Here is an 18,590-nt window from a genome sequence, read left to right on the forward strand (position 1 = left end):
TTTTCTTGTGGGGGTGGGGGGGGGGTTTTTTTTTTATATTCCCTGGGGGGTACGTGCGCTATACCCCCCCCCTCCGTCTCGGCTTCGCCGAGCCACCTCTCCCCCGCTTCGCGGTGGGCGAGGAACCCACGTCTTGAGAGGTCGGCAGGACAGCGCGCCCATCGTACATTAGCCGAATCCGTCATAAGAGCGGATGCGATGGGGGTGACGGGCTTCGCGCCGCGATCGGCTGTCGGCACCTCCTGAACAAAAACGCCGCGGTCCAAGCCGCGGCGTTTTTGAAATCAATCTCCTGAGCAGGACCCTAGCTTGACGGCTGAGGCTCCATGCCGCCTTCGGGCTCCGGGCCCTTCTTGCGGCGGCTGCCGGATTTCGGCACGGCCGAGCCCCGGCTCGGCGGCGTGTCGTCGCCGAGATCGCGTGCCGGCTTGTGGCCGGCGATCAGCTGCTTGATCTCCTCGCCGGACAGGGTCTCATATTCCAAAAGCCCCTGCGCCAGCGCAATCCATTCCTTCTTCTTCTTGGTCAGGATGGATTTGGCCGTCGAATAGGCCTCGTCGATCAGCCGGCGCACTTCGGCGTCGATGATCTGCGCCGTCTCTTCCGAGACGTTCTGCGTGCGCGCCACCGAATGGCCGAGGAACACTTCCTCCTGGTTGTCGCCATAGGCGACGTGGCCAAGCTTGTCGGAAAAACCCCAGCGCGTGACCATGGCGCGCGCCAGCTTGGTTGCCTGTTCGATGTCCGAGGAGGCGCCCGAGGTGATGTTCTCCTTGCCGAACTTGAACTCCTCGGCGACGCGGCCACCCATCATGATGGCAAGGCGCGAGATCATGTATTTGTAGCTCATCGAATAGCGGTCGCCTTCCGGCAACTGCATGACCATGCCAAGCGCCCGGCCGCGCGGGATGATGGTCGCCTTGTGCAGCGGATCGGCCGACGGCACGTTCAGCGCCAGGATGGCGTGGCCGGCCTCGTGATAGGCGGTGAGTTCCTTCTCGGCCTGGGTCATCGCCGACGAGCGGCGCTCGGCGCCCATCATGATCTTGTCCTTGGCGTCCTCGAACTCGGCCATGGTGACAAGGCGCTTGTTGCGCCGCGCCGCCATCAGGGCGGATTCGTTGACGAGGTTCATCAGGTCGGCTCCGGAAAAGCCCGGCGTGCCGCGCGCGATCACCTTGAGGTCGACATTGGGGGCCAGCGGCACGTTGCGCACATGCACCTTCAGGATCTTCTCGCGGCCGACGATGTCGGGGTTCGGCACCACCACCTGGCGGTCGAAACGGCCGGGCCTGAGCAGCGCCGGATCGAGCACGTCCGGCCGGTTGGTGGCAGCGATCAGGATGATGCTTTCGTTGGATTCGAAGCCGTCCATTTCGACCAGCAACTGGTTCAGCGTCTGCTCGCGCTCGTCGTTGCCGCCGCCGAGGCCGGCGCCGCGATGGCGGCCGACCGCGTCGATTTCGTCGATGAAGATGATGCAGGGCGCATTCTTCTTGGCCTGGTCGAACATGTCGCGGACGCGGCTAGCGCCAACTCCGACGAACATCTCGACAAAGTCCGAGCCGGAAATGGTGAAGAACGGCACGTTGGCCTCACCGGCGACCGAACGGGCAAGCAGCGTCTTGCCGGTCCCGGGAGGGCCGACGAGCAGCACGCCGCGCGGAATCTTGCCGCCAAGCCGCTGGAACTTCTGCGGATCACGCAGGAATTCGACAATCTCTTCCAAATCCTGCTTGGCTTCGTCGACGCCGGCGACATCCTGGAAGGTGACGCGGCCGTGCGCTTCAGTCAAAAGCTTGGCCTTGGACTTGCCGAAGCCCATGGCGCGGCCGGAGCCGGACTGCATCTGGCGCATGAAGAATATCCAGACGCCAAGGATGAGGATCATCGGCAGCCAGGAGATGAGATAGCTGAACAGCGAATTGGAACCGTCGGATTCGGGGCGCGCGTTGATGGTGACGTTCTTGTCCTGGAGTCTCGAAACCAGCGACGGATCACCCGGCGAATAGGTCTGGAAGCCGGTAGAGGTGTCGGTATAGGTGCCCGAGATGCGGGCGCCCGCGATGGTCACCGTCTTGACCCGGCCGGCCGCGACGTCCTGCAGGAACTGCGAATAGGGGACGTCACTCGCTGCTCCGCGCGTCTGCGGCGTCTGGAACAGATTGAAGAGAGCGATGAGCAGGACCGCTATGATCGCCCAGAGCGCGAGATTGCGATAATTCGGATTCATCAATTGTCCCGTTGGTGTCCGCCAGCGGACACGCGTCGTGAGAGGAAACTTGGGTCTAACATAGGGATGGCGCCCTTCATTGCCAAGCAGAACAGCATGTCGCGGTTAAGCTTTCGCCCATGATCAACCGGCAGTGTGGCCGCCGAAAGGCGGGGCAGGAAGTCGCGGCGCGCCGATCAGCGCAGCGACAGTTCCGGCCGGCGCCAGGTCGAAGGACGGCAGGAAGCGGGCAAAGGGCGCGACGACCGGGCATACCGCCATTCCCGGCGACATCGGGCTATCGCTTGGATGTTCGCTTGCGCGCCACAGCACCGGCTCGGCCGCCAGAGCCGCGCGGACAAGGCTCGGCGGCGTGCCGTTTTCGGCAATTGCCTGTCTTGCGGCACGCGCCGCGCCGAGCGGCGCGATCAAAAATTCACCCGGCTCGTCGCCCAATGTGATCCTCCGTCGGCCGTCCCAGAGGGCATTGTCCAAAGCAGGAGCAGCGGGCGGCAGGTTGCGGGTTTCGCGACGCAGGAAGATGCCGGCACGCCGTGCTTCGACCACCGTCCGCGACAATGTGGCGCAAAACGAGGTAGCGAAAAATGAGGTTGTGCCAGGTGGTCCGGGCCTCAGCCGGTTGAGCAGCGCCTCGCTGCGAGCCTGGTCGGGCAGAAAGGCAACGCCGCCGACAGTCGCCAGCAGGACGCGCAGCGTGTAGACGGCCGCCGCCTCGTCGCCGGCCGTCGCAAAGCCCGGATCGAGACGGACAAGGCCGGCGGCGGGCCTGCTGGCAAAGCCACGGATCAGCGCGGCGGCGCGATGACCAAGCTGCTCGCGCTCCACCGCAGCCCGCGCGGCCAGCGCCAACGCGTCTTCCCGCGCACCATTGCGGTCGGCAAGCGCTGCGCGGATACGTGGCCTCTCGAAAGCCTCGTCTTCATTGGTCGGGTCTTCGGACCAGCCGACATTCGCGCGCCGCAGGACTTCGCGCAGCGCAGCACGCCGTGTGCCGAGAAGCGGCCGTGCGATCCAGATCCGCCAGTCATAGAGCGTGGCCGGTGCCATGCCGGCTAGACCTCGCCCTGGCTCTCGCTCCCCCTCCTGGCGAGCTTGCCGCATCAGCACCGTCTCGGCCTGGTCGTCGGCCGTGTGGCCGGTCAGGATAAGGCCGATACCTTCCGCCTGCGCCGCCTCGGCCAGCAGCCCGTAGCGTGCCTCTCGCGCGGCAGCCGGCAGGCCGGTCGAAGGCTTGCGTCCGGACCAGACCAGGATGCGGTGAGCAATGCCGCGCCCGGCGCAAAGCCTGGCCACGGCCTGCGCTTCCGCTGCCGAGCCCGGCCGCAGAGCGTGATCGATCGTCACAGCCAGCAATTTCGTTGCCGGCGCGGTACGGTCGAGGTGATCTTTGAGGAGAAGGAGGAGGGCGGTCGAGTCGCTGCCGCCGGACACGGCCGCAACAGCGCCGCTGGTAAAGTCGAACTGCGAAAAAACCGAACGGTCAGGCTCGGTTTCGGGCGTCAATGCATGTCGCCCAAAAGTGGCCCCGGATCTGGGGCAACAAGTCCTGGGACGATAACATGCAGGAGAAAAACTAACACGCTGCGAGCGCCCTTTCCTGCTTGACGCGTTCCTTGAGCGCGCCGGAAACGTTCGGATAGCGCTTGCCGATCTCGCCGAAAGTGGCGCAGGCCACGTCGCGCTGGTTCAATCCGACCAGCGACACACCGAGCTTCAGCAGCATGTCGGGAGCCTTCTTGGCCTTCGGATAGTCCTTGCTGGCGGCGAGGAAAGTCTCGGCCGCATCGCGGTACTTCTGCTGGCCGAGCAGCGACTCACCCAGCCAGTAATGCGCGTCCGCCGTCTTGGCGTCCTTGGGGAAGCGGGCGATGTGGTCGCGAAAACCCTGTTCGGCAGTGCCGTAGTCGCCCGACAGGATGAACTGATAGGAATTGCGGTAAAGCTCCTCCGGGTCGTCGGTGGCGGGCAGCGCCGCGACCACCGTATCGTCGGACTTGCCGGCCTGCGTGCCAGCGGCCCGGTCGCTGGTAACTTGGTCGCTGGGGGCGGTGTTTTGCGCCGGTGCATGTGCCTGCGTGTTGCCCTCGATCACATTGCCGTTCTTGTCGACGGTGATGGTGCCGAACGTCTTCGGCGGCGTGCCCGGGATCACCGCGCCGGGTTCGCCTGTCGGTGATTCGACGATGACCTCGCCGCTCTGGCCGCCGGCGGGCGGTGTGCCCGCATCGGCCGGCGCATGCGTCGCCGGAGCCTCGGCGACGCTGCTGTCGGTGTTGGTGGTGGCGTCCGACTTCTTCTGCTCGCGTGGCTGCTGCGCGCCTTGTGAGCCGCCTTCCAGCTGCTGGAAGCGGAACTCGTTGTCTTCCTGCTGCTTGCGGATCTGCTCCTGCATCTGCAGCACCTGGAAGTTGAGCTCCTCGATCTTGCCGTTCATTTGCCGGAGTTGTTCCTCCAGCGCGGTAGTGCCGGTGCCATCCTGCGCAAATTGTACCTGATCCGGTTTCTTTTTTTCACCGAAAATGCCGAGCGTCGGCAGGCGGAAGGAAAAACCGCTTTTTTCTGTGCCTTGCTCATTGCCTACTGCCGGGGCAGCGACGCTTGATACGAGCAGCAACGCAAGCGTGCCGCTCAAGACCGATCTGAAATGCATGTGCCTCTCGCCGTGGATTGTTTGCCTGTTGCATGCCTTCCGATCGGAGTGGACCGTCAGGCGCCTCGGTTATTACCAAGGACGCAGGACTTCGGCCAAATTTTGTTTCAAGTCCCACATCCGGGCACCGGACATGAAAAAGGCGGCCGCAGCCGCCTTTCACACGTAGGTGTTGCATTTCTGCCGATCGGAAAATTGCCGATCAGGAACCGGCGCCGCTGATCGTGGTGACGGCGCGGCGGTTCTGCGACCAGCAGGAGATGTCGTCGCAAACCGCGACCGGACGCTCCTTGCCGTAGGAAATGGTCTTCAGGCGCTGGGCGGAAACACCCCTGGCGACGAGGAAGTCGCGGGTGGCGGCGGCGCGGCGGGCGCCGAGCGCCAGATTGTATTCGCGCGTGCCGCGCTCGTCGGCATGGCCTTCGATGACGATGGCATACTGCCGATACTGGTTCAGCCATTGCGCCTGCCGCGAAAGCGTCGTCTGCGCGTCGGCGCGGATCGAGGACGAATCCGTATCGAAAAAGATGCGGTCGCCGATGTTGACGGTAAAATCCTGGGCCGATCCGGGCGTTGCCGCCCCGGCGCCGCTGAGACCGAGATCGGCGGCGCTGTTCAGGTTCTTCTTCGAGGCGCAGCCGGCGATGGCGAGCAACGCCACCAGCGCGATCATCGCCGGGTTTCTGGTAAGTGCTGCGATACGGCCCATGCCGCCTCTCCTTCGCAATTCGAGTGATTTCGTTGATCGTCCAGTAACCACGTTTGGGTTAACCGGCGTTCAAGAAACACGGTTAAAATTTGGTTTCGGCTGCCGTCCGCAGCCGTTTTGCCCAAGGGGAATCCGAGGAGGCAACAATGCGCGCGGACCGTAGGCAGAAATGCGGCTGAAACGCGACCGAGTCGTGGAAAAAGGGAATCGAAGAATTGAAGAATCGAAGAACTGACGAAGGGTCACGTTAGCTTCTCTCGCAGTTCATTTCGTCAATTCTTCATTTCTCCAATTCTCATTTCTCCAATCCCTCTCACTCGAGCAGCGGCGACCAGGCCGGGTCCGAGGCGAAATTCGACGTCGGGATCGACTGTTCGTTGCGGCCGGTGAGATCGACCGAAACGAGTTTCGGGCCGCCGGCCGAATCGCGGAAGAACATCAGCACCCGGCCGTTGGGCGCCCAGGTCGGCCCCTCCTGCTGGAAGCCGGTTGAAAGGATGCGCTCGCCCGAACCGTCGACGCGCATGACGCCGATCTGGAACTCGCCGGCAGTCTGCTTGGTGAAGGCGATGAGATCGCCGCGCGGCGACCACACCGGCGTCGAATAGACGCCGTCGCCGAAGGAGATGCGGGTCTGGCCCGAACCGTCGGCGCCCATCACATAGATCTGCGCGCGGCCGCCGCGGTCGGAGGTGAACACCACCTTGCTGCCATCCGGCGAATAGGACGGCGAGGTGTCGATGGCCGTCGAGTTGGTGAGCCTGGTCGTCGAGCGGCTCCGCAAATCCATGGCGAAGATATTGGAATTGCCGTCTTCGCGCAGCAGGCTCATGATCACCTTCTGGCCGTCGGGCGAGAAGCGCGGCGCAAAGGTCATGCCGGGAAAGTCTCCGACCAGTTCGCGCTGCCCGGTCTCGATCTGCAGCAGATAGACCTTCGGCTGGCCGCTTTCATAGGACATGTAGGTGATTTCCTGCCGGTTTGGCGAGAAACGCGGGGTCAGCACGATCGACCTGCCGTCCGACAGGTAGCGGATATTGGCGCCGTCCTGGTCCATGATGGCGAGGCGCTTCTTGCGCGCGTTCTTTGCACCCGATTCGTCGATGAAGACGACGCGCGTGTCGAAATAGCCCTTCTCGCCGGTCAGCCGCTCATAGATGGCGTCGGCGATGATGTGGGCGACGCGCCTCGTGTTGGCGTCGTTGGCGAAGAACTGCTCGCCCGACATCTGCTGGCCGGCAAAGGTGTCCCACAACCGGTACTGGGCGCGGACGCGGCCATCGGCCTCCTTGCTGACGCTGCCGGTGACCAGCGCCTGGGCGTTGATCACCTTCCAGTCCTCGAAGCGAGGCGTGGCATCCGGGTTCGAGATCTTTTCGATGAAGGCGCTCTTGTCGATCGGCGCGAACAGGCCGGAGCGTTTCAGGTCTGCGCTGACGATGCCGGAAATCTCCGCGCCCAACGCATCGCCGCCCTGGAAATCGGTGATGGCGATCGGCAGCGGCTCGACATTGCCTTTGTTGACGTTGAGCTCAACGAGCGCCCGCGCCGGCAAGGTGGCGGCGGCAGTCATGCCCAGCGCCATCGCTACGATCATCAGGAGCGGCTTGAGGATGGATTTCATGTCTTCTCGCTTCTCTTAAACGATTCTACGGGTCTTCAATGATTCTGCGGGGCGCCAGGCCTACAGGCCCAGCATTTCCCTCGGATCGAACGTGACCCGGACGTCGGCCCAGATGTCTTGTTTGCCTGCGGGAACCTGCAGGCCGGCCACATCGCATTTCTGAACCGCGCGCACGGCACTTTCGTCGAACGGGCGGTTGCCGCTCGACGTTTCGACAGATGGCCGGCCATCCAGCTTGCCGGAGGCGTCGAGGTTGAACCGGACGACGACAACAAAGTTCTCGGAGCCCTCGAGCCCTACCGGCAGGGTCCAGCAACCACCAAGCTGGGCCTCCAACGCACCCTGTTCCGATCTCGAAAGCTTCTGGCCCTGATCCTTGTCCCCGCCGAGCGATGCTTGCTGGGTCGAGCGCTTGGCGCCGCCGCCTGACGGCTTGCGCTTGTCGAGCAGCGCCGAAATCTCGTCGGCGTTGAACTGCTTGTCTTCCGATTTCGGCTTGGACGAGGCTTCCTTGACCGGCTCGTCCGCGTCCTTGCGCTCGGGCGCCTTGGCGCTTTCGGCCTGGGCCGGCTGCGGCTTCGGCCGCGCCTGCGGGGCGGGCGCCGAGTCCGGCAGCTGCGTCGTCTCGGTTGGCGGTTCCTTGGCAATCGCTTCCGCGACGGCATCCGGCTTGACCTCAGGCTTCGGGTCGATGGCGGCGGTCTTGTCCTGCGGCGGCGTCGGCGCCGGTTCCTTGGCCGGTGTCGGCTTGGGCTCCGCCTGCTTGACCGGCTCGGGCTTGACCTCTTCCTTCGGCTGCGGCACCGGAGCAACCTCCGTCGCCGGTATGGGCTTTGGCTCTTCCTTCGGCTTCGGCACGTCCTCGGGCTTCGGCTTTTCTTTCGGCGTCGGCGCGGGCGGCGGCGCCTCAGCCTTATCGACTGGCTGGGGCTTGGGTTCCGGCGTCGGCGGCTTGTCGGTATCGACGCTGTTGTCGCCGTCGGGAACGATATCCGGGCGCTGGGTCGGCAATGGCGCCGGCTTTTCACTCACCGCAGCCTTCTTGTCGCCTTTCTGTATCTGCGCGATCGCTTCCATCGGCACGATCTCGACTGCCAGAGACTCGGCATCGGACGCCGGCAACGCCGCCGGCGCCGACAGCGTGAACAGGCCGAAGCCGATCGCGACCGCATGCAAGATCACCGATGTGGTGAGGCCGGTCCTCATCTTGCGTCTATTGATCCTGTTCCTGCAGTGAAACGAGGCCGATATTCTTGTATCCGGCGGCCGAGATACGGGCCATCACCTTCATTGCCGTGCCATAGTCGGTGGACTTGTCGCCGCGGATGAAGATGCGCTCGTCATAGCCAGTCTTCGAAATCGCCTGCAGCTTGGCGACCAGTTCCTCAACCGGGATTTCAGTCTCCTGGAGGTAGATCTGGCCGGCGGAGTTGATGGAGACGGTGATCGGCTGCGTGTCGACATTCATCGCCTTGGCTTGCGTGTCCGGCAGGTCGATCGGCACGCCGACGGTCAGCAAGGGCGCGGCGACCATGAAGATAATCAACAGCACCAGCATCACATCGACCATCGGCGTGACGTTGATTTCCGATATCATCGCGTGATGGCGGCCGCGCCGCCTGTGGCCGCGACCACCGCGTCCCCCGCCACCCGCGCCTACAGACATTCCCATGATTGTTCCTCAGGTCTTCTGCGCGACTTTTTCATCGATTTGGCGCGAGAGTATGGCGGAGAACTCGTCCGCGAACCCTTCCATGCGCACGGCGATCTTGCTCGCGTCCGACGACAGCTTGTTGTAGGCGATGACGGCGGGGATAGCCGCCAGCAGGCCTATTGCCGTGGCCAGCAGCGCCTCGGCAATGCCGGGTGCGACCACCGACAGGCTGGTGTTCTTCGATGCCGCGATCGCCTGGAACGAGGTCATGATGCCGATCACGGTGCCGAACAGGCCGATGAACGGCGCTGCCGAGCCGGTGGTGGCGAGAAAGCCAAGCCGTCCTTCCAGTTTTTCCATTTCGCGGGTCAGCGCCAGGTCCATCGCCTTGTCGATGCGGGTCTGCAGGCCAAGCGGCGATTTCGCTCCCTTCTCGAAGCTCTTCTTCCATTCGCGCATGGCGGCGACGAAGATGGCGCCCATGCCTGACGTCTTGCGGTCGGCGAGCGTGCGGTAGAGCTCTTCCAGCGACTGCCCGGACCAGAACACCTGTTCGAAGCGATTGAGCGCGAGCCGCATGCGGCCATAGGCGACGAGCTTGTCGACGATGATCGCCCAGGTCCAGATCGAGGCGCAGAGCAGCCCGATCATGACCAGCTTGACCACCCAGCCGGCCTGCGTAAACAGCGCCCAAATCGACAAATGCGCGCCCGGTTCGGCGAGTGCGATATTTTCCATGGTTACGTCCTTAAGAATTTTCCGGGCACGGCTGGCGGCTGGCCCATAGGCATCCCTTGTAATCCGTTCGCGCAAAGCTTGCGGAATAACCCCAAAATGCACCGTAGGCGGCCTTTTCAGGGCAAATCTTGGTGAAAGGAAGGCGCTGGATTCCTCCAATCTTCACCACTCTCTTCATGAACCGTTATGGTTAACGATGGGTTAGGACGCACAGCGCGGCGCATTGCCGCGCCTTGGGCGAGCCACCTGGCATCGTCAGCGGATCATTGGGATCGGTAACTTGCCGATTTGAACTACCGATTTGTCTTGGGCATGAAGGTTGCGATCCATTCCTTCGGAAAGCGCCTTGGCCGGCCGTTCTCGCCGATGATCGCCGCCTCGACCCGCGCCTCGACCAGCACCTCGCCGCCGCGCTTCAGATGCTGCGCCATAAAGATGCGGGCGCCCGAAATGTCCTCGGTACGCGTCTCGATGGTCAAGACATCGTCCATGCGGGCGGAGCCGCGAAAGTCGATCTCCATGCGCCGCACCACCCAGATTATTCTTTCGCCGTGCTTGCCGTCGGCAAGCTCGGTGTGGTGGACGCCGGCAAGCCTGAGATAATCGGAACGGCCGCGCTCGAAGAATTCGAGATAGCGCGCGTGATAGACGACGCCGGAGAAATCGGTGTCGGCATAGTAGACCCGCGCCATCAGCCGGTGGCCGAATTCGGTCAGCGCGCCGGAAAGCCCGGCGCAGAGCGCCGCCGATTCACCATGATCGTCCATCGCGCTTTCCTTTTTTGGCCTGGCCGGGCACCTAAAGCGCGACGCGCTTCAGGTGGTGTTTCCGGGCGCGTCGTTGTCCCAAAACCGCTACACAGTTTTGGGCGACACGCATTAACTTGGCGCATGAACCCGATGGCACTGTTGACGGCGATGATCAAGACCTTGATGGCGGCGCTGCTTGTGCTGGCCGCGCTGGTGCCGCCGGGCCAGGCGGCGAGCTTTATGATGAAGCGCGGCCTCAATCTCGACCAATGGACGACATGGCCGGGCGAGGACAAATGGGGCGACCGGCGGGCAATCCTGCCCTATCCGGAATGGCGCAAATTCCTCAACGACGACGACCTCAAGGCGCTGAAGAGCGCCGGCTTCGATTTCCTGCGCATGCCGGTCGATCCGTCGCCGTTCCTGTCCGGCGAGACGCTGGCGCTGCGCGACGAGCTCTATGCCAGTATGCTGGCCTCGGTGCGCATGATCAACCGCGCCGGCTTGAAGGTGATCGTCGACATGCACCTGATCCCTAGCGGCAGCGGCCGCAAGATCGGCATGGGCGAGGTGATGGACGATCCACAAATGTTCGACGCCTATGTCGAAATGGTGCGCAAGATGGCGCGCACGCTGGCCGATGAGGATCCGCGCCAAGTCGCTTTCGAACCGATGAACGAGCCGGTCATCGACTGCGACGCCGACGGCACCGGCCTGTGGCCCGAGCGGCAGCAGAAACTGTTCGCGGCGGCGCGTTCGTCAGCCACCAGGCTCACCCTGATCCTGACCGGCGCCTGCTATTCCAATGCGGCATCGCTGGCAAAGATCGATCCGAAGGCGATCCCTGACGACAACATCATCTGGACCTTTCACTCCTACGACCCGTTCCTGCTGACCCATCAGGGCGCGACCTGGGCCGGCGACTTCATCCCCTATGTCACCGGCCTGCCCTATCCGCTCAGCGCCGTCCCGCGCGGCCAACTGGATGCTGCGCTCGATACGATCCGCGCAAGGATCAAGGCCGAGGCGCCATGGGCGCGCCAGAGCGGTCTGCTTGCTTATCTCGACGAGCAGGTCGCCAGCCTGGACACGGATGAGAAACTGCGCGAGACGATGGAGGCGCCGTTCACCAGGGTCGATGCCTGGGCAAGGGCCAACGGGATAAAACCGGAGAACATCACGCTCGGCGAATTCGGCATGATCCGCCAGGAATACGGCAATGCGTACGTGATGCCGGCCGAATTCCGTGCCGCCTATCTCAGGGACATGATCGCGCGCGCCGAAGCCCATGGCTTCGCATGGTCGATCTGGAGCTATGGCGGCGCCTTCGGCATCATCGACGCTTTTGATGGCGACAAGGCCGAGCCGGATGTGATGAATGCGATCAGGTCACTTCACTGAAGCGCCGAACCCAATTCGATCGTAAGAATCTCTGGACGCATCCCGAAACGCACCGGCAGGATGCTAAAACCGAGACCTCCGGAGACGATCAGGTTGCGGTTCTCCTCCACGACATGACCATAGGCAAACCGGTTGCCGAAGCGGGATGGCACGACCGGAGAATAGCCGAGCAACCGCACCTGTCCGCCATGGGTATGGCCCGAAAGGATCAACGATACCCGTGGCGGGACCTTCGGGAAAATGTCCGGCTCATGTGCCAGCAGGATAACGGGAGCCTTGTCGCTTACCTTTGCCAGCGTGCCGTGCAGGTCGTCCAGTCCTGTGAACCTGCTGCGGCCCCAGGCCTTGGCCGGCCGCAGCGCAAGTTGGTCGGCAAGTCCGGCGACCCAGAAGCCATGCCCATCTTTTTCCAGGCGCACCACATCGTTTTCCAGGACCGGTATGCCGGCGCTCTCGAGCGCCCGGCGCGCCACCGTCGGCCCCAACCCGGCCCTCTGCGCGGAAAGGTCCTCCCACCAGTCGTGATTGCCAAGGATTGACCACACCCCGAGTGGCGCCTTCAGGCCTGACAAGGCCGGCGCCCATTCGGAGGAAGCCACCCAGTCCGTAACCAGGCGTGTGCCGGCTGCATAGTCGCCAAGCAGGACAATCAGATCCGGCTGCAGGCTGTTCGCCCGTTCGGCAAGCGACCTGATCCGCTCCGGCGTCATCCATGGCCGACAGGCATGAATATCGGCGAGAGCGACGACGCGAAGGTGCAATCCTGCAGGCCAGTTTGGCGGGGTGAGTGAATAGCGCTTTACATGCGTCAGCAGCATCGGCTCGAGGCCAACCGCATAGGCACTGAGCGACACGGCGGATAAGAAGGAACCGCCGATGAGGCGCAGGAAGCCGCGTCTGGTGATCATCGCTCAACCCCGTCGTTCGTGGAACCGACGGTCCCCACAGCGAAGCTGTTAGAGCCCGCAAATGCGCCGGCAAGACCAGGATTAGGAGATTTTGCGCAGCAACGAAGGCCGCAACGCCGCGCCGACGCTACTCTTCCTGGAACAGGCTGATCTGCTGCTGCGCCAGGTCCTTCGGCGCATCGAGGCCGAGATGCCGCCAGGCATTGGCGGTCAGCACGCGGCCGCGCGGCGTGCGCTGAATAAAACCCTGCTGGATCAGATAGGGCTCGATGATGTCCTCGATGGCGTCGCGCGGCTCGGAAAGCCCTGCCGCGATGGTCTCGATGCCGACCGGCCCGCCGCCAAAATTCCGAGCGATCATCGAGAGATAGCGGCGGTCGAGCGCGTCGAGGCCGAGCGCATCGACCTCCAGCCGCGTCAGCGCCTCGTCGGCGATCTCGCGGTCGACGTGACCGTCGCCGGCGACGGAGGCAAAATCGCGGACGCGGCGCAACAGCCGACCGGCGATGCGCGGCGTGCCGCGCGCGCGCCGAGCGATCTCCAGCGCGCCATCGTCACCGAGCGGCATGGCAAGGATGCGGGCGCCGCGGCGCACGATCTGCTCCAGTTCCTCGACCGAGTAGAAATTGAGGCGGACCGGAATGCCGAAGCGGTCGCGCAGCGGATTGGTCAAAAGGCCGAGCCGGGTAGTGGCGGCGACCAGGGTGAAGCGGGCAAGATCGATCTTGACCGAGCGCGCCGCCGGCCCTTCGCCGATGATCAGGTCGAGCTGGAAATCCTCCATCGCCGGATAGAGGATTTCCTCGACCGCCGGGTTGAGCCGGTGGATCTCGTCGATGAACAGCACGTCGCGGTCTTCGAGATTGGTGAGCAGTGCTGCGAGATCGCCGGCCTTGGCGATGACCGGGCCTGAGGTCGAGCGGAAATTGACGCCGAGCTCGCGTGCCATGATCTGCGCCAGCGTCGTCTTGCCGAGGCCGGGCGGGCCAACGAACAGCACATGGTCGAGCGCCTCGCTGCGGCCCTTGGCGGCCTCGATGAACACTTTGAGATTGGCCCGCACCGCCGCCTGGCCGACAAAATCGCCGAGCGTCTGCGGCCGCAAGGTCTGCTCGGCATCTTCCCCGCGCTTGTCGGGAGCAATGAGGCGTGGCGAAAGGCTCATCAGTCGCCACTTCCGTCGCGATCGCCAGCGACATGGCGACCGACAGCATCCCCGACCGCGGCGTCGATTTCCTCCAGTGTGGCAGGACCGCCGGGCGGATTGCCTAGAAATCCGGCAAGGTCGGCAAATCCGAGATTGCGCGGCGTTCCGATCAGAAGACCATCCATGACCGTCCACGCAACCGTATCGCCGGCCTTGAGCGACAACGCGTCTCGGACTGTCTTTGGAATCGTAAGCTGCCCCCTGTAGGTCAAACCCGCATATCCGCCCATGCTCTTGTTCCTAGTCGGAATTTATTTCTCGGGCAATGTCTCACCGCGCCAGTTCCTTCAGTCCGAAGCGGATCAGCTTCGACGCATCCGCGTCCTCGCCGGCGCTTTTCAGTGCCGCCGCCACCGCATTGGCGGCGGTATCGCGCGAATAGCCGAGATTGACCAGCGCCGAGACGGCGTCGGTGATCGGCGCCGGCGCGACGCCTTCGCCAAGCTCCTGCTTCAGGCCGATGGTGCCGGAGGCAGCGCCCGCAAAGGCCGGCGCCTTGTTCTTCAGTTCGGTGACGATGCGCTCGGCCACCTTCTTGCCGACGCCGGGCGCGCGGCTGACCATGGCAATATCACGCAGCGCGATGGCATTGGCGAGATCGGCCGGCGCCAGCGTCGAGAGAATAGCCAGCGCCACCTTGGCGCCGACGCCCTGCACATTGCTCATCAGCAGCCGGAACCATTCGCGCTCCAGAACCGACTGGAAACCGTACAGCCTCAACATGTCCTCGCGCACATAGGTCTCGATGAACAGCACCACCGCCTCGCCGGGGGCCGGCAAGGCGGCCAGCGTGCGCGTCGAGCAGTGGGCGACATAGCCGACGCCGTGCACGTCGATGATGCAGAAATCCTCATCGATTTCGTCCAGCGTGCCTTTGAGCTTGCCGATCATTTCAGCTTGCCGATCATGCCAAGGCTCTCATGGATACAAGACTCTCATGGATACGGGCCCTCATGGCTAGGTTTCAGGAGACAAGATATCGAGATCCGGAAAGTAGCGGCGGTAGCGCGCGGCATCGCGCGTCAGCAAACGATGCCCAGCGACAACCGCATGGGCTCCAATAAAGAAATCCGGCGGCGTTCGTTCGCGGAGCCCGCCTGCGCGGCGATAGCGGGAATGCGTAACGCCGGCAAGGAATGCCGCTTCCCAGGGCAAGAGTTCGCGTTCCATCTTGAGCGTCTCGACTGCTTTACGAAGTGCGAGTTCGGTGGCTATCAGCGGAGCGAGTTCGGACCAGACGATTGTGTTGACAACGAGCGCGCCATCGCGCCGGCATTGGGTGATCGCCGACGCCGACCACTTCGTATCCCGTCCGGCGGGACCCCAAACATCAATCAGGACATTTGTGTCAATCAATGTCGAGATCTTCACGTGGACCCCTCAGCCACTCGATATATTCGTCAGTCGTCATGCCTCCCAGATCCAACGTGCCGGCCATATGATCGAGCAGTTGGCTGAATTTGCGAGAAGCCTCTTCTTCGGAAATGTTTTCGTTGACCGCAACAACGCGGACACCGTCCTCGGTAGGCAAGAACTCCACCTCCGAGCCTGGGCCGATGCCCAGGCGATCCCGTATCTCTTTTGGGATCGTCACCTGTCCTTTGATGGTTACCCGCATGGTAATACCTCACATGTATTACTTACTGCCGGCACGAGAACAGGTCAAGAACAAACCTATCGCATCGGCCCGAAAATCGGAATCGATTTTCGGAAAGCACGATGCGTGGATTCAAAGTGCTAGAGCGTACTTTGTGCGTCCAAATGGACGCATGTCGCTCTAGGCCAGCGCCGCCAACCTGTAGACAACGCTCTGCCGGTGATGCGCGTGACAGATGGCAATGGCCAGCGCGTCGGCGGCATCGTCGGTGTCGAACGTCGCCTTCGGCATCAGCACCTTGACCATCATGTGGATCTGCTTCTTGTCGCCATGACCGACGCCGATCACCGCCTTCTTGACGGCGTTGGGCGCATATTCGGCAACGACCAGGCCGGCCAGCGCCGGCACCAGCATGGCGATGCCGCGCGCCTGGCCAAGCTTCAGCGTCGCGGCCGCATCCTTGTTGACGAAGGTCTGCTCGACCGCCGCCTCGTGCGGCATGGCGGCATGCAGGATCTCGGCGAGCCCGTTATGCAACTGGCAAAGCCGCGTCGCCAGCGCCGCCTTGTCGTCGGAGCGTACGGTGCCGGAGGCGACGAAGTGCAGCGAGTTGCCGAGGCTCTCGACGATACCCCAGCCGGTGCGCCTCAGCCCCGGATCGATGCCGATGATGCGAATCGTTTCCCCCATCCGCCAAGTCTACCCGTGGCGGACAGCGATGCCAGCGAAAAGTGAACAAACCAGAAACAGGCCTGTCAGCCGCGGGCGAAAGCCGTGTTGAGCAGCGTGATCTGGTCGGAAACCGGATTGGTGCGGCGGCCGGATGGCGCAGCCTCGGCCACGGCGCCGCCGTAGATTTCCTCGTCCATGCGGCGCACCAGTGCCTGCAGGCGCAGCGAGCGGTCGATGAGGTCAAGAAAATCCTTGGGCAGCTCGACCCAGCCTGCGGCATCGTTGTTGGCGGAAGCGGTGTCGAGACGCACCTTGGATTTTTCGGAAGCAACCTGATCGCGAGTCATTTCGCCGGAATTCGCGGCCCGCTGCAGAAGCAGCCAGGAGGCGACCTGCATCAGCCTCGTGGTCAGTCGCATCGACTCGGCCGCATAGAGCGTCGCCGCCAGCCTGGACAGTTTCTTCGCCTCGGCCCGGCCCTTGCCGTCCAGATATTCGGCCGCCTGCTCGACCAGGCCCATGCCTTCCTGGTAGAGCGGCTTGAAGGATTGGGAGAAAACTCGGCGCTCCGCCAGCTTGATGGTTTTCGCGCTTCCCTTCGAAGGATCGTTCATCGATACGCCCTGCACTTGCCTTACAGCCGGCCGAATCGGCGTCATCGCCGCCACGCCTGCACCCTAAATGACCGAGGCTTGAAAATGCGCTTCGCCGCCGGTGAAGGCAAGCACATGTTTAACAAACGGTTAACGGCGACGCAGCGGCGCGGGCGACCGGCAATCCGGGTCGCCGAAAAAAAGAGCCGCGGATAAGGCGGCTCTCAGGAGTTTAACAGGGAGGCGTCAAACAAAGTGGCTCCAACCACTCGGTAAGAATCCAGATCACTGGATGCGCATAGTAAACGCCTGTAAAGCTTAATGAAGCCTTAACGGCGAGGATATTTTTTGATCAAGCGTCGCCCGCCTGTGCCGTAACAGCACAATAACTCCAGGCTTTTTGGGGCCCAGATCTTTGGACTCAGGCCTTTTGCGTCTCAGCATGCCGTTCGGCTTTCCACACCACCGGCAGCGCGATGTAAGCGAACAGCAGCAGCCCCGCGTAAAAGCCCATCGAGGATGTTGCCACCAGCGGCTCGATCGCCGGGTTGCCGGCAAGCATGATGTAAAGGCCGATCAACAGTCCGGTGCCACTGATTGCCGTCAACCAGAAATGGACGGTGGCAAGCGTCTTTTCCGCGACTGCCGGAAACAGATGGTAGAAGAATGCAAACACCGCTGACATCAGCCATCCGGCCACCATGATGTGGGCGTGGGTTGGCATCTGCGCATGATCTTTGCTGATCGCCATCTGTAGGCCGAGCGCCATCCCGGCGAGTGCGTAGAAGACGGCCAGCGTGAAGAAGTTTCGTGCTACCTTTTGCATGTTATGCCCCGAATTGCCTTTTCCCGTCATGGGAATGGGTTGAGATCAGGCGGTCGCCCCGCCACCGGGTCCCCGGCATCGGCGCATTAGCATCGGCAATGTTTCTGGACGATGTCGCATCGCGCCCGCCTGGAACCGCCGTGACGCTGCTGACGGCTCGGCTGCCGGCAACTTCCATCGGCTGGCAATCTAGAGAAGGCCGGCGATCCCGTCCCACAGGAGCTTGACCGCGACGACCGCTACGGTCGCATAGGTGAAGGGGTAGAACAGTTCCGGTCGCATCCGCCGCACCAGCCAGGCGCCGGCGATGGTCGAGAGCGGCGCCAGCGGTACCAGAACCGCCGATGCGGTCAGGTTGGTGGTGTCGAACTGTCCGAGCGCAAAATAGGGGATGAGCTTCAACGCGTTGGTGGCGGCAAAGAAGATTGCGGCGGTGCCCGACAGCACTTTCGGATCGAGCCGGATCGGCAGCGCATAGACCTGAAAGGGCGGGCCGCCGACATGGGCGACGAAGCTGGTGAAGCCGGCGACCGTCCCCCAGAGTGCGGCAGCCGCGCGGTTGGGCTCGACCGAGTGGCTCGCACCATGCCGCACCTGTAGATAGACCCAGCGAAGCACGAAGATAATCGCCACGGCGCCGACGATCAGCCGCACCATTTCCGCTGTCACCAGCGCCGCGGTCAGCCAGCCGAGGCCGATGCCGATCACGGCCCCCGGCATCATGTCCGCAAGCATCTTGCGGTCGTAGACCCCCCACCATGCCCACACCGAGACGACGTCCATCAGGCACAGTATGGGCAGCAGGATGGCGGCTGCCTGCACCGGCGGCATGGCCAGCGCCATCAGCGGCACGCCGACGAAGCCGACCGCACCGCCAAAGCCGCCCTTGGACAGACCGACCAGGATGACGGCTGGAACGGCGGCGGCATAGAACCACGGATCGAGAAGCAGGCCTGACATCGGCGGGGAGCAGTTGGAGGGAAAGCGTGTAGACGCTGGAATAGCCGATAAACCTTCGCGCCGCGACTG

The 18,590-nt window shown here is 63.2% G+C and carries 20 protein-coding genes; 1 reads left to right on the plus strand and 19 read right to left on the minus strand.

Going from position 1 to position 18,590, the window contains the following annotated elements:
- Positions 1-304 precede the first annotated feature (304 nt).
- The 9 genes from ftsH to ybgC all read right to left on the minus strand — a co-directional run bounded on the left by ftsH (position 305) and on the right by ybgC (position 10,375).
- Positions 305-2,233, minus strand: coding sequence for an ATP-dependent zinc metalloprotease FtsH (gene ftsH, locus AC0L15_RS19865; protein WP_077375335.1), 1,929 nt, complete (start codon positions 2,231-2,233; stop codon positions 305-307).
- Positions 2,234-2,356: 123 nt separating this feature from the next.
- Positions 2,357-3,736: a tRNA lysidine(34) synthetase TilS gene (gene tilS, locus AC0L15_RS19870; RefSeq protein ID WP_287247076.1), complete on the minus strand. Its 1,380-nt coding sequence runs from the start codon at positions 3,734-3,736 to the stop codon at positions 2,357-2,359.
- 70 nt (positions 3,737-3,806) lie between these two features.
- Positions 3,807-4,883 (minus strand): tol-pal system protein YbgF, encoded by a 1,077-nt coding sequence (ybgF, locus tag AC0L15_RS19875; protein WP_287247075.1) that lies wholly within the window; start codon positions 4,881-4,883, stop codon positions 3,807-3,809.
- Between the two features lie 202 nt (positions 4,884-5,085).
- Complete coding sequence (gene pal, locus AC0L15_RS19880) at positions 5,086-5,592, minus strand: peptidoglycan-associated lipoprotein Pal (RefSeq protein ID WP_027152911.1); 507 nt, start codon at positions 5,590-5,592, stop codon at positions 5,086-5,088.
- 313 nt (positions 5,593-5,905) lie between these two features.
- Positions 5,906-7,189, minus strand: a complete 1,284-nt coding sequence (gene tolB / locus AC0L15_RS19885; RefSeq protein ID WP_413468453.1) for a Tol-Pal system beta propeller repeat protein TolB — start codon at positions 7,187-7,189, stop codon at positions 5,906-5,908.
- Between the two features lie 87 nt (positions 7,190-7,276).
- The gene (locus AC0L15_RS19890; protein ID WP_473496830.1) at positions 7,277-8,422 is read right to left on the minus strand and encodes an energy transducer TonB family protein; all 1,146 of its coding nucleotides are present in this window, start codon (positions 8,420-8,422) and stop codon (positions 7,277-7,279) included.
- A 7-nt stretch (positions 8,423-8,429) separates the two neighbouring features.
- Positions 8,430-8,888, minus strand: a complete 459-nt coding sequence (tolR, locus tag AC0L15_RS19895; protein WP_065011259.1) for a protein TolR — start codon at positions 8,886-8,888, stop codon at positions 8,430-8,432.
- Positions 8,889-8,897: 9 nt separating this feature from the next.
- Entirely contained in the window at positions 8,898-9,608 is a 711-nt protein-coding gene (gene tolQ / locus AC0L15_RS19900) for a protein TolQ (protein ID WP_023799988.1), read from the minus strand.
- Positions 9,609-9,901: 293 nt separating this feature from the next.
- Positions 9,902-10,375: a tol-pal system-associated acyl-CoA thioesterase gene (gene ybgC / locus AC0L15_RS19905; RefSeq protein ID WP_287247073.1), complete on the minus strand. Its 474-nt coding sequence runs from the start codon at positions 10,373-10,375 to the stop codon at positions 9,902-9,904.
- 132 nt (positions 10,376-10,507) lie between these two features.
- Here ybgC and AC0L15_RS19910 point away from each other — a divergent pair, with 132 nt between their 5' ends.
- Positions 10,508-11,758 (plus strand): glycoside hydrolase family 5 protein, encoded by a 1,251-nt coding sequence (locus AC0L15_RS19910; RefSeq protein ID WP_473496833.1) that lies wholly within the window; start codon positions 10,508-10,510, stop codon positions 11,756-11,758.
- Here AC0L15_RS19910 and AC0L15_RS19915 read toward each other — a convergent pair.
- From AC0L15_RS19915 to AC0L15_RS19960, 10 genes are all read right to left on the minus strand, one after another.
- Complete coding sequence (locus tag AC0L15_RS19915) at positions 11,752-12,666, minus strand: metallophosphoesterase (protein ID WP_287247071.1); 915 nt, start codon at positions 12,664-12,666, stop codon at positions 11,752-11,754. The two genes, AC0L15_RS19910 and AC0L15_RS19915, sit on opposite strands and share 7 nt — an antisense overlap.
- Before the next feature lie 127 nt (positions 12,667-12,793).
- Complete coding sequence (gene ruvB / locus AC0L15_RS19920) at positions 12,794-13,831, minus strand: Holliday junction branch migration DNA helicase RuvB (RefSeq protein ID WP_287247070.1); 1,038 nt, start codon at positions 13,829-13,831, stop codon at positions 12,794-12,796.
- Positions 13,831-14,103, minus strand: coding sequence for an AbrB/MazE/SpoVT family DNA-binding domain-containing protein (locus tag AC0L15_RS19925; protein ID WP_287067976.1), 273 nt, complete (start codon positions 14,101-14,103; stop codon positions 13,831-13,833). Before AC0L15_RS19925 ends, ruvB begins: the two co-directional genes overlap by 1 nt.
- A gap of 40 nt (positions 14,104-14,143) precedes the next feature.
- A complete protein-coding gene (gene ruvA, locus AC0L15_RS19930; protein ID WP_287067974.1) occupies positions 14,144-14,764 on the minus strand; it encodes a Holliday junction branch migration protein RuvA in 621 nt (206 codons plus the stop codon).
- A gap of 66 nt (positions 14,765-14,830) precedes the next feature.
- Positions 14,831-15,244, minus strand: coding sequence for a type II toxin-antitoxin system VapC family toxin (locus AC0L15_RS19935; RefSeq protein WP_287247069.1), 414 nt, complete (start codon positions 15,242-15,244; stop codon positions 14,831-14,833).
- Positions 15,222-15,491: an AbrB/MazE/SpoVT family DNA-binding domain-containing protein gene (locus AC0L15_RS19940; protein ID WP_287247068.1), complete on the minus strand. Its 270-nt coding sequence runs from the start codon at positions 15,489-15,491 to the stop codon at positions 15,222-15,224. Before AC0L15_RS19940 ends, AC0L15_RS19935 begins: the two co-directional genes overlap by 23 nt.
- Before the next feature lie 159 nt (positions 15,492-15,650).
- Positions 15,651-16,160, minus strand: a complete 510-nt coding sequence (ruvC, locus tag AC0L15_RS19945) for a crossover junction endodeoxyribonuclease RuvC (RefSeq protein ID WP_287247067.1) — start codon at positions 16,158-16,160, stop codon at positions 15,651-15,653.
- Between the two features lie 65 nt (positions 16,161-16,225).
- A complete protein-coding gene (gene rcdA / locus AC0L15_RS19950) occupies positions 16,226-16,756 on the minus strand; it encodes a protease adaptor protein RcdA (protein WP_287067967.1) in 531 nt (176 codons plus the stop codon).
- Between the two features lie 400 nt (positions 16,757-17,156).
- On the minus strand, positions 17,157-17,561 hold the full coding sequence (locus AC0L15_RS19955) for a hypothetical protein (protein ID WP_023799995.1): 405 nt from the start codon (positions 17,559-17,561) through the stop codon (positions 17,157-17,159).
- A gap of 189 nt (positions 17,562-17,750) precedes the next feature.
- Positions 17,751-18,521, minus strand: coding sequence for a sulfite exporter TauE/SafE family protein (locus tag AC0L15_RS19960; RefSeq protein WP_287247066.1), 771 nt, complete (start codon positions 18,519-18,521; stop codon positions 17,751-17,753).
- Positions 18,522-18,590 lie beyond the last annotated feature (69 nt).

Source organism: Mesorhizobium sp. WSM4846 (assembly GCF_055811415.1).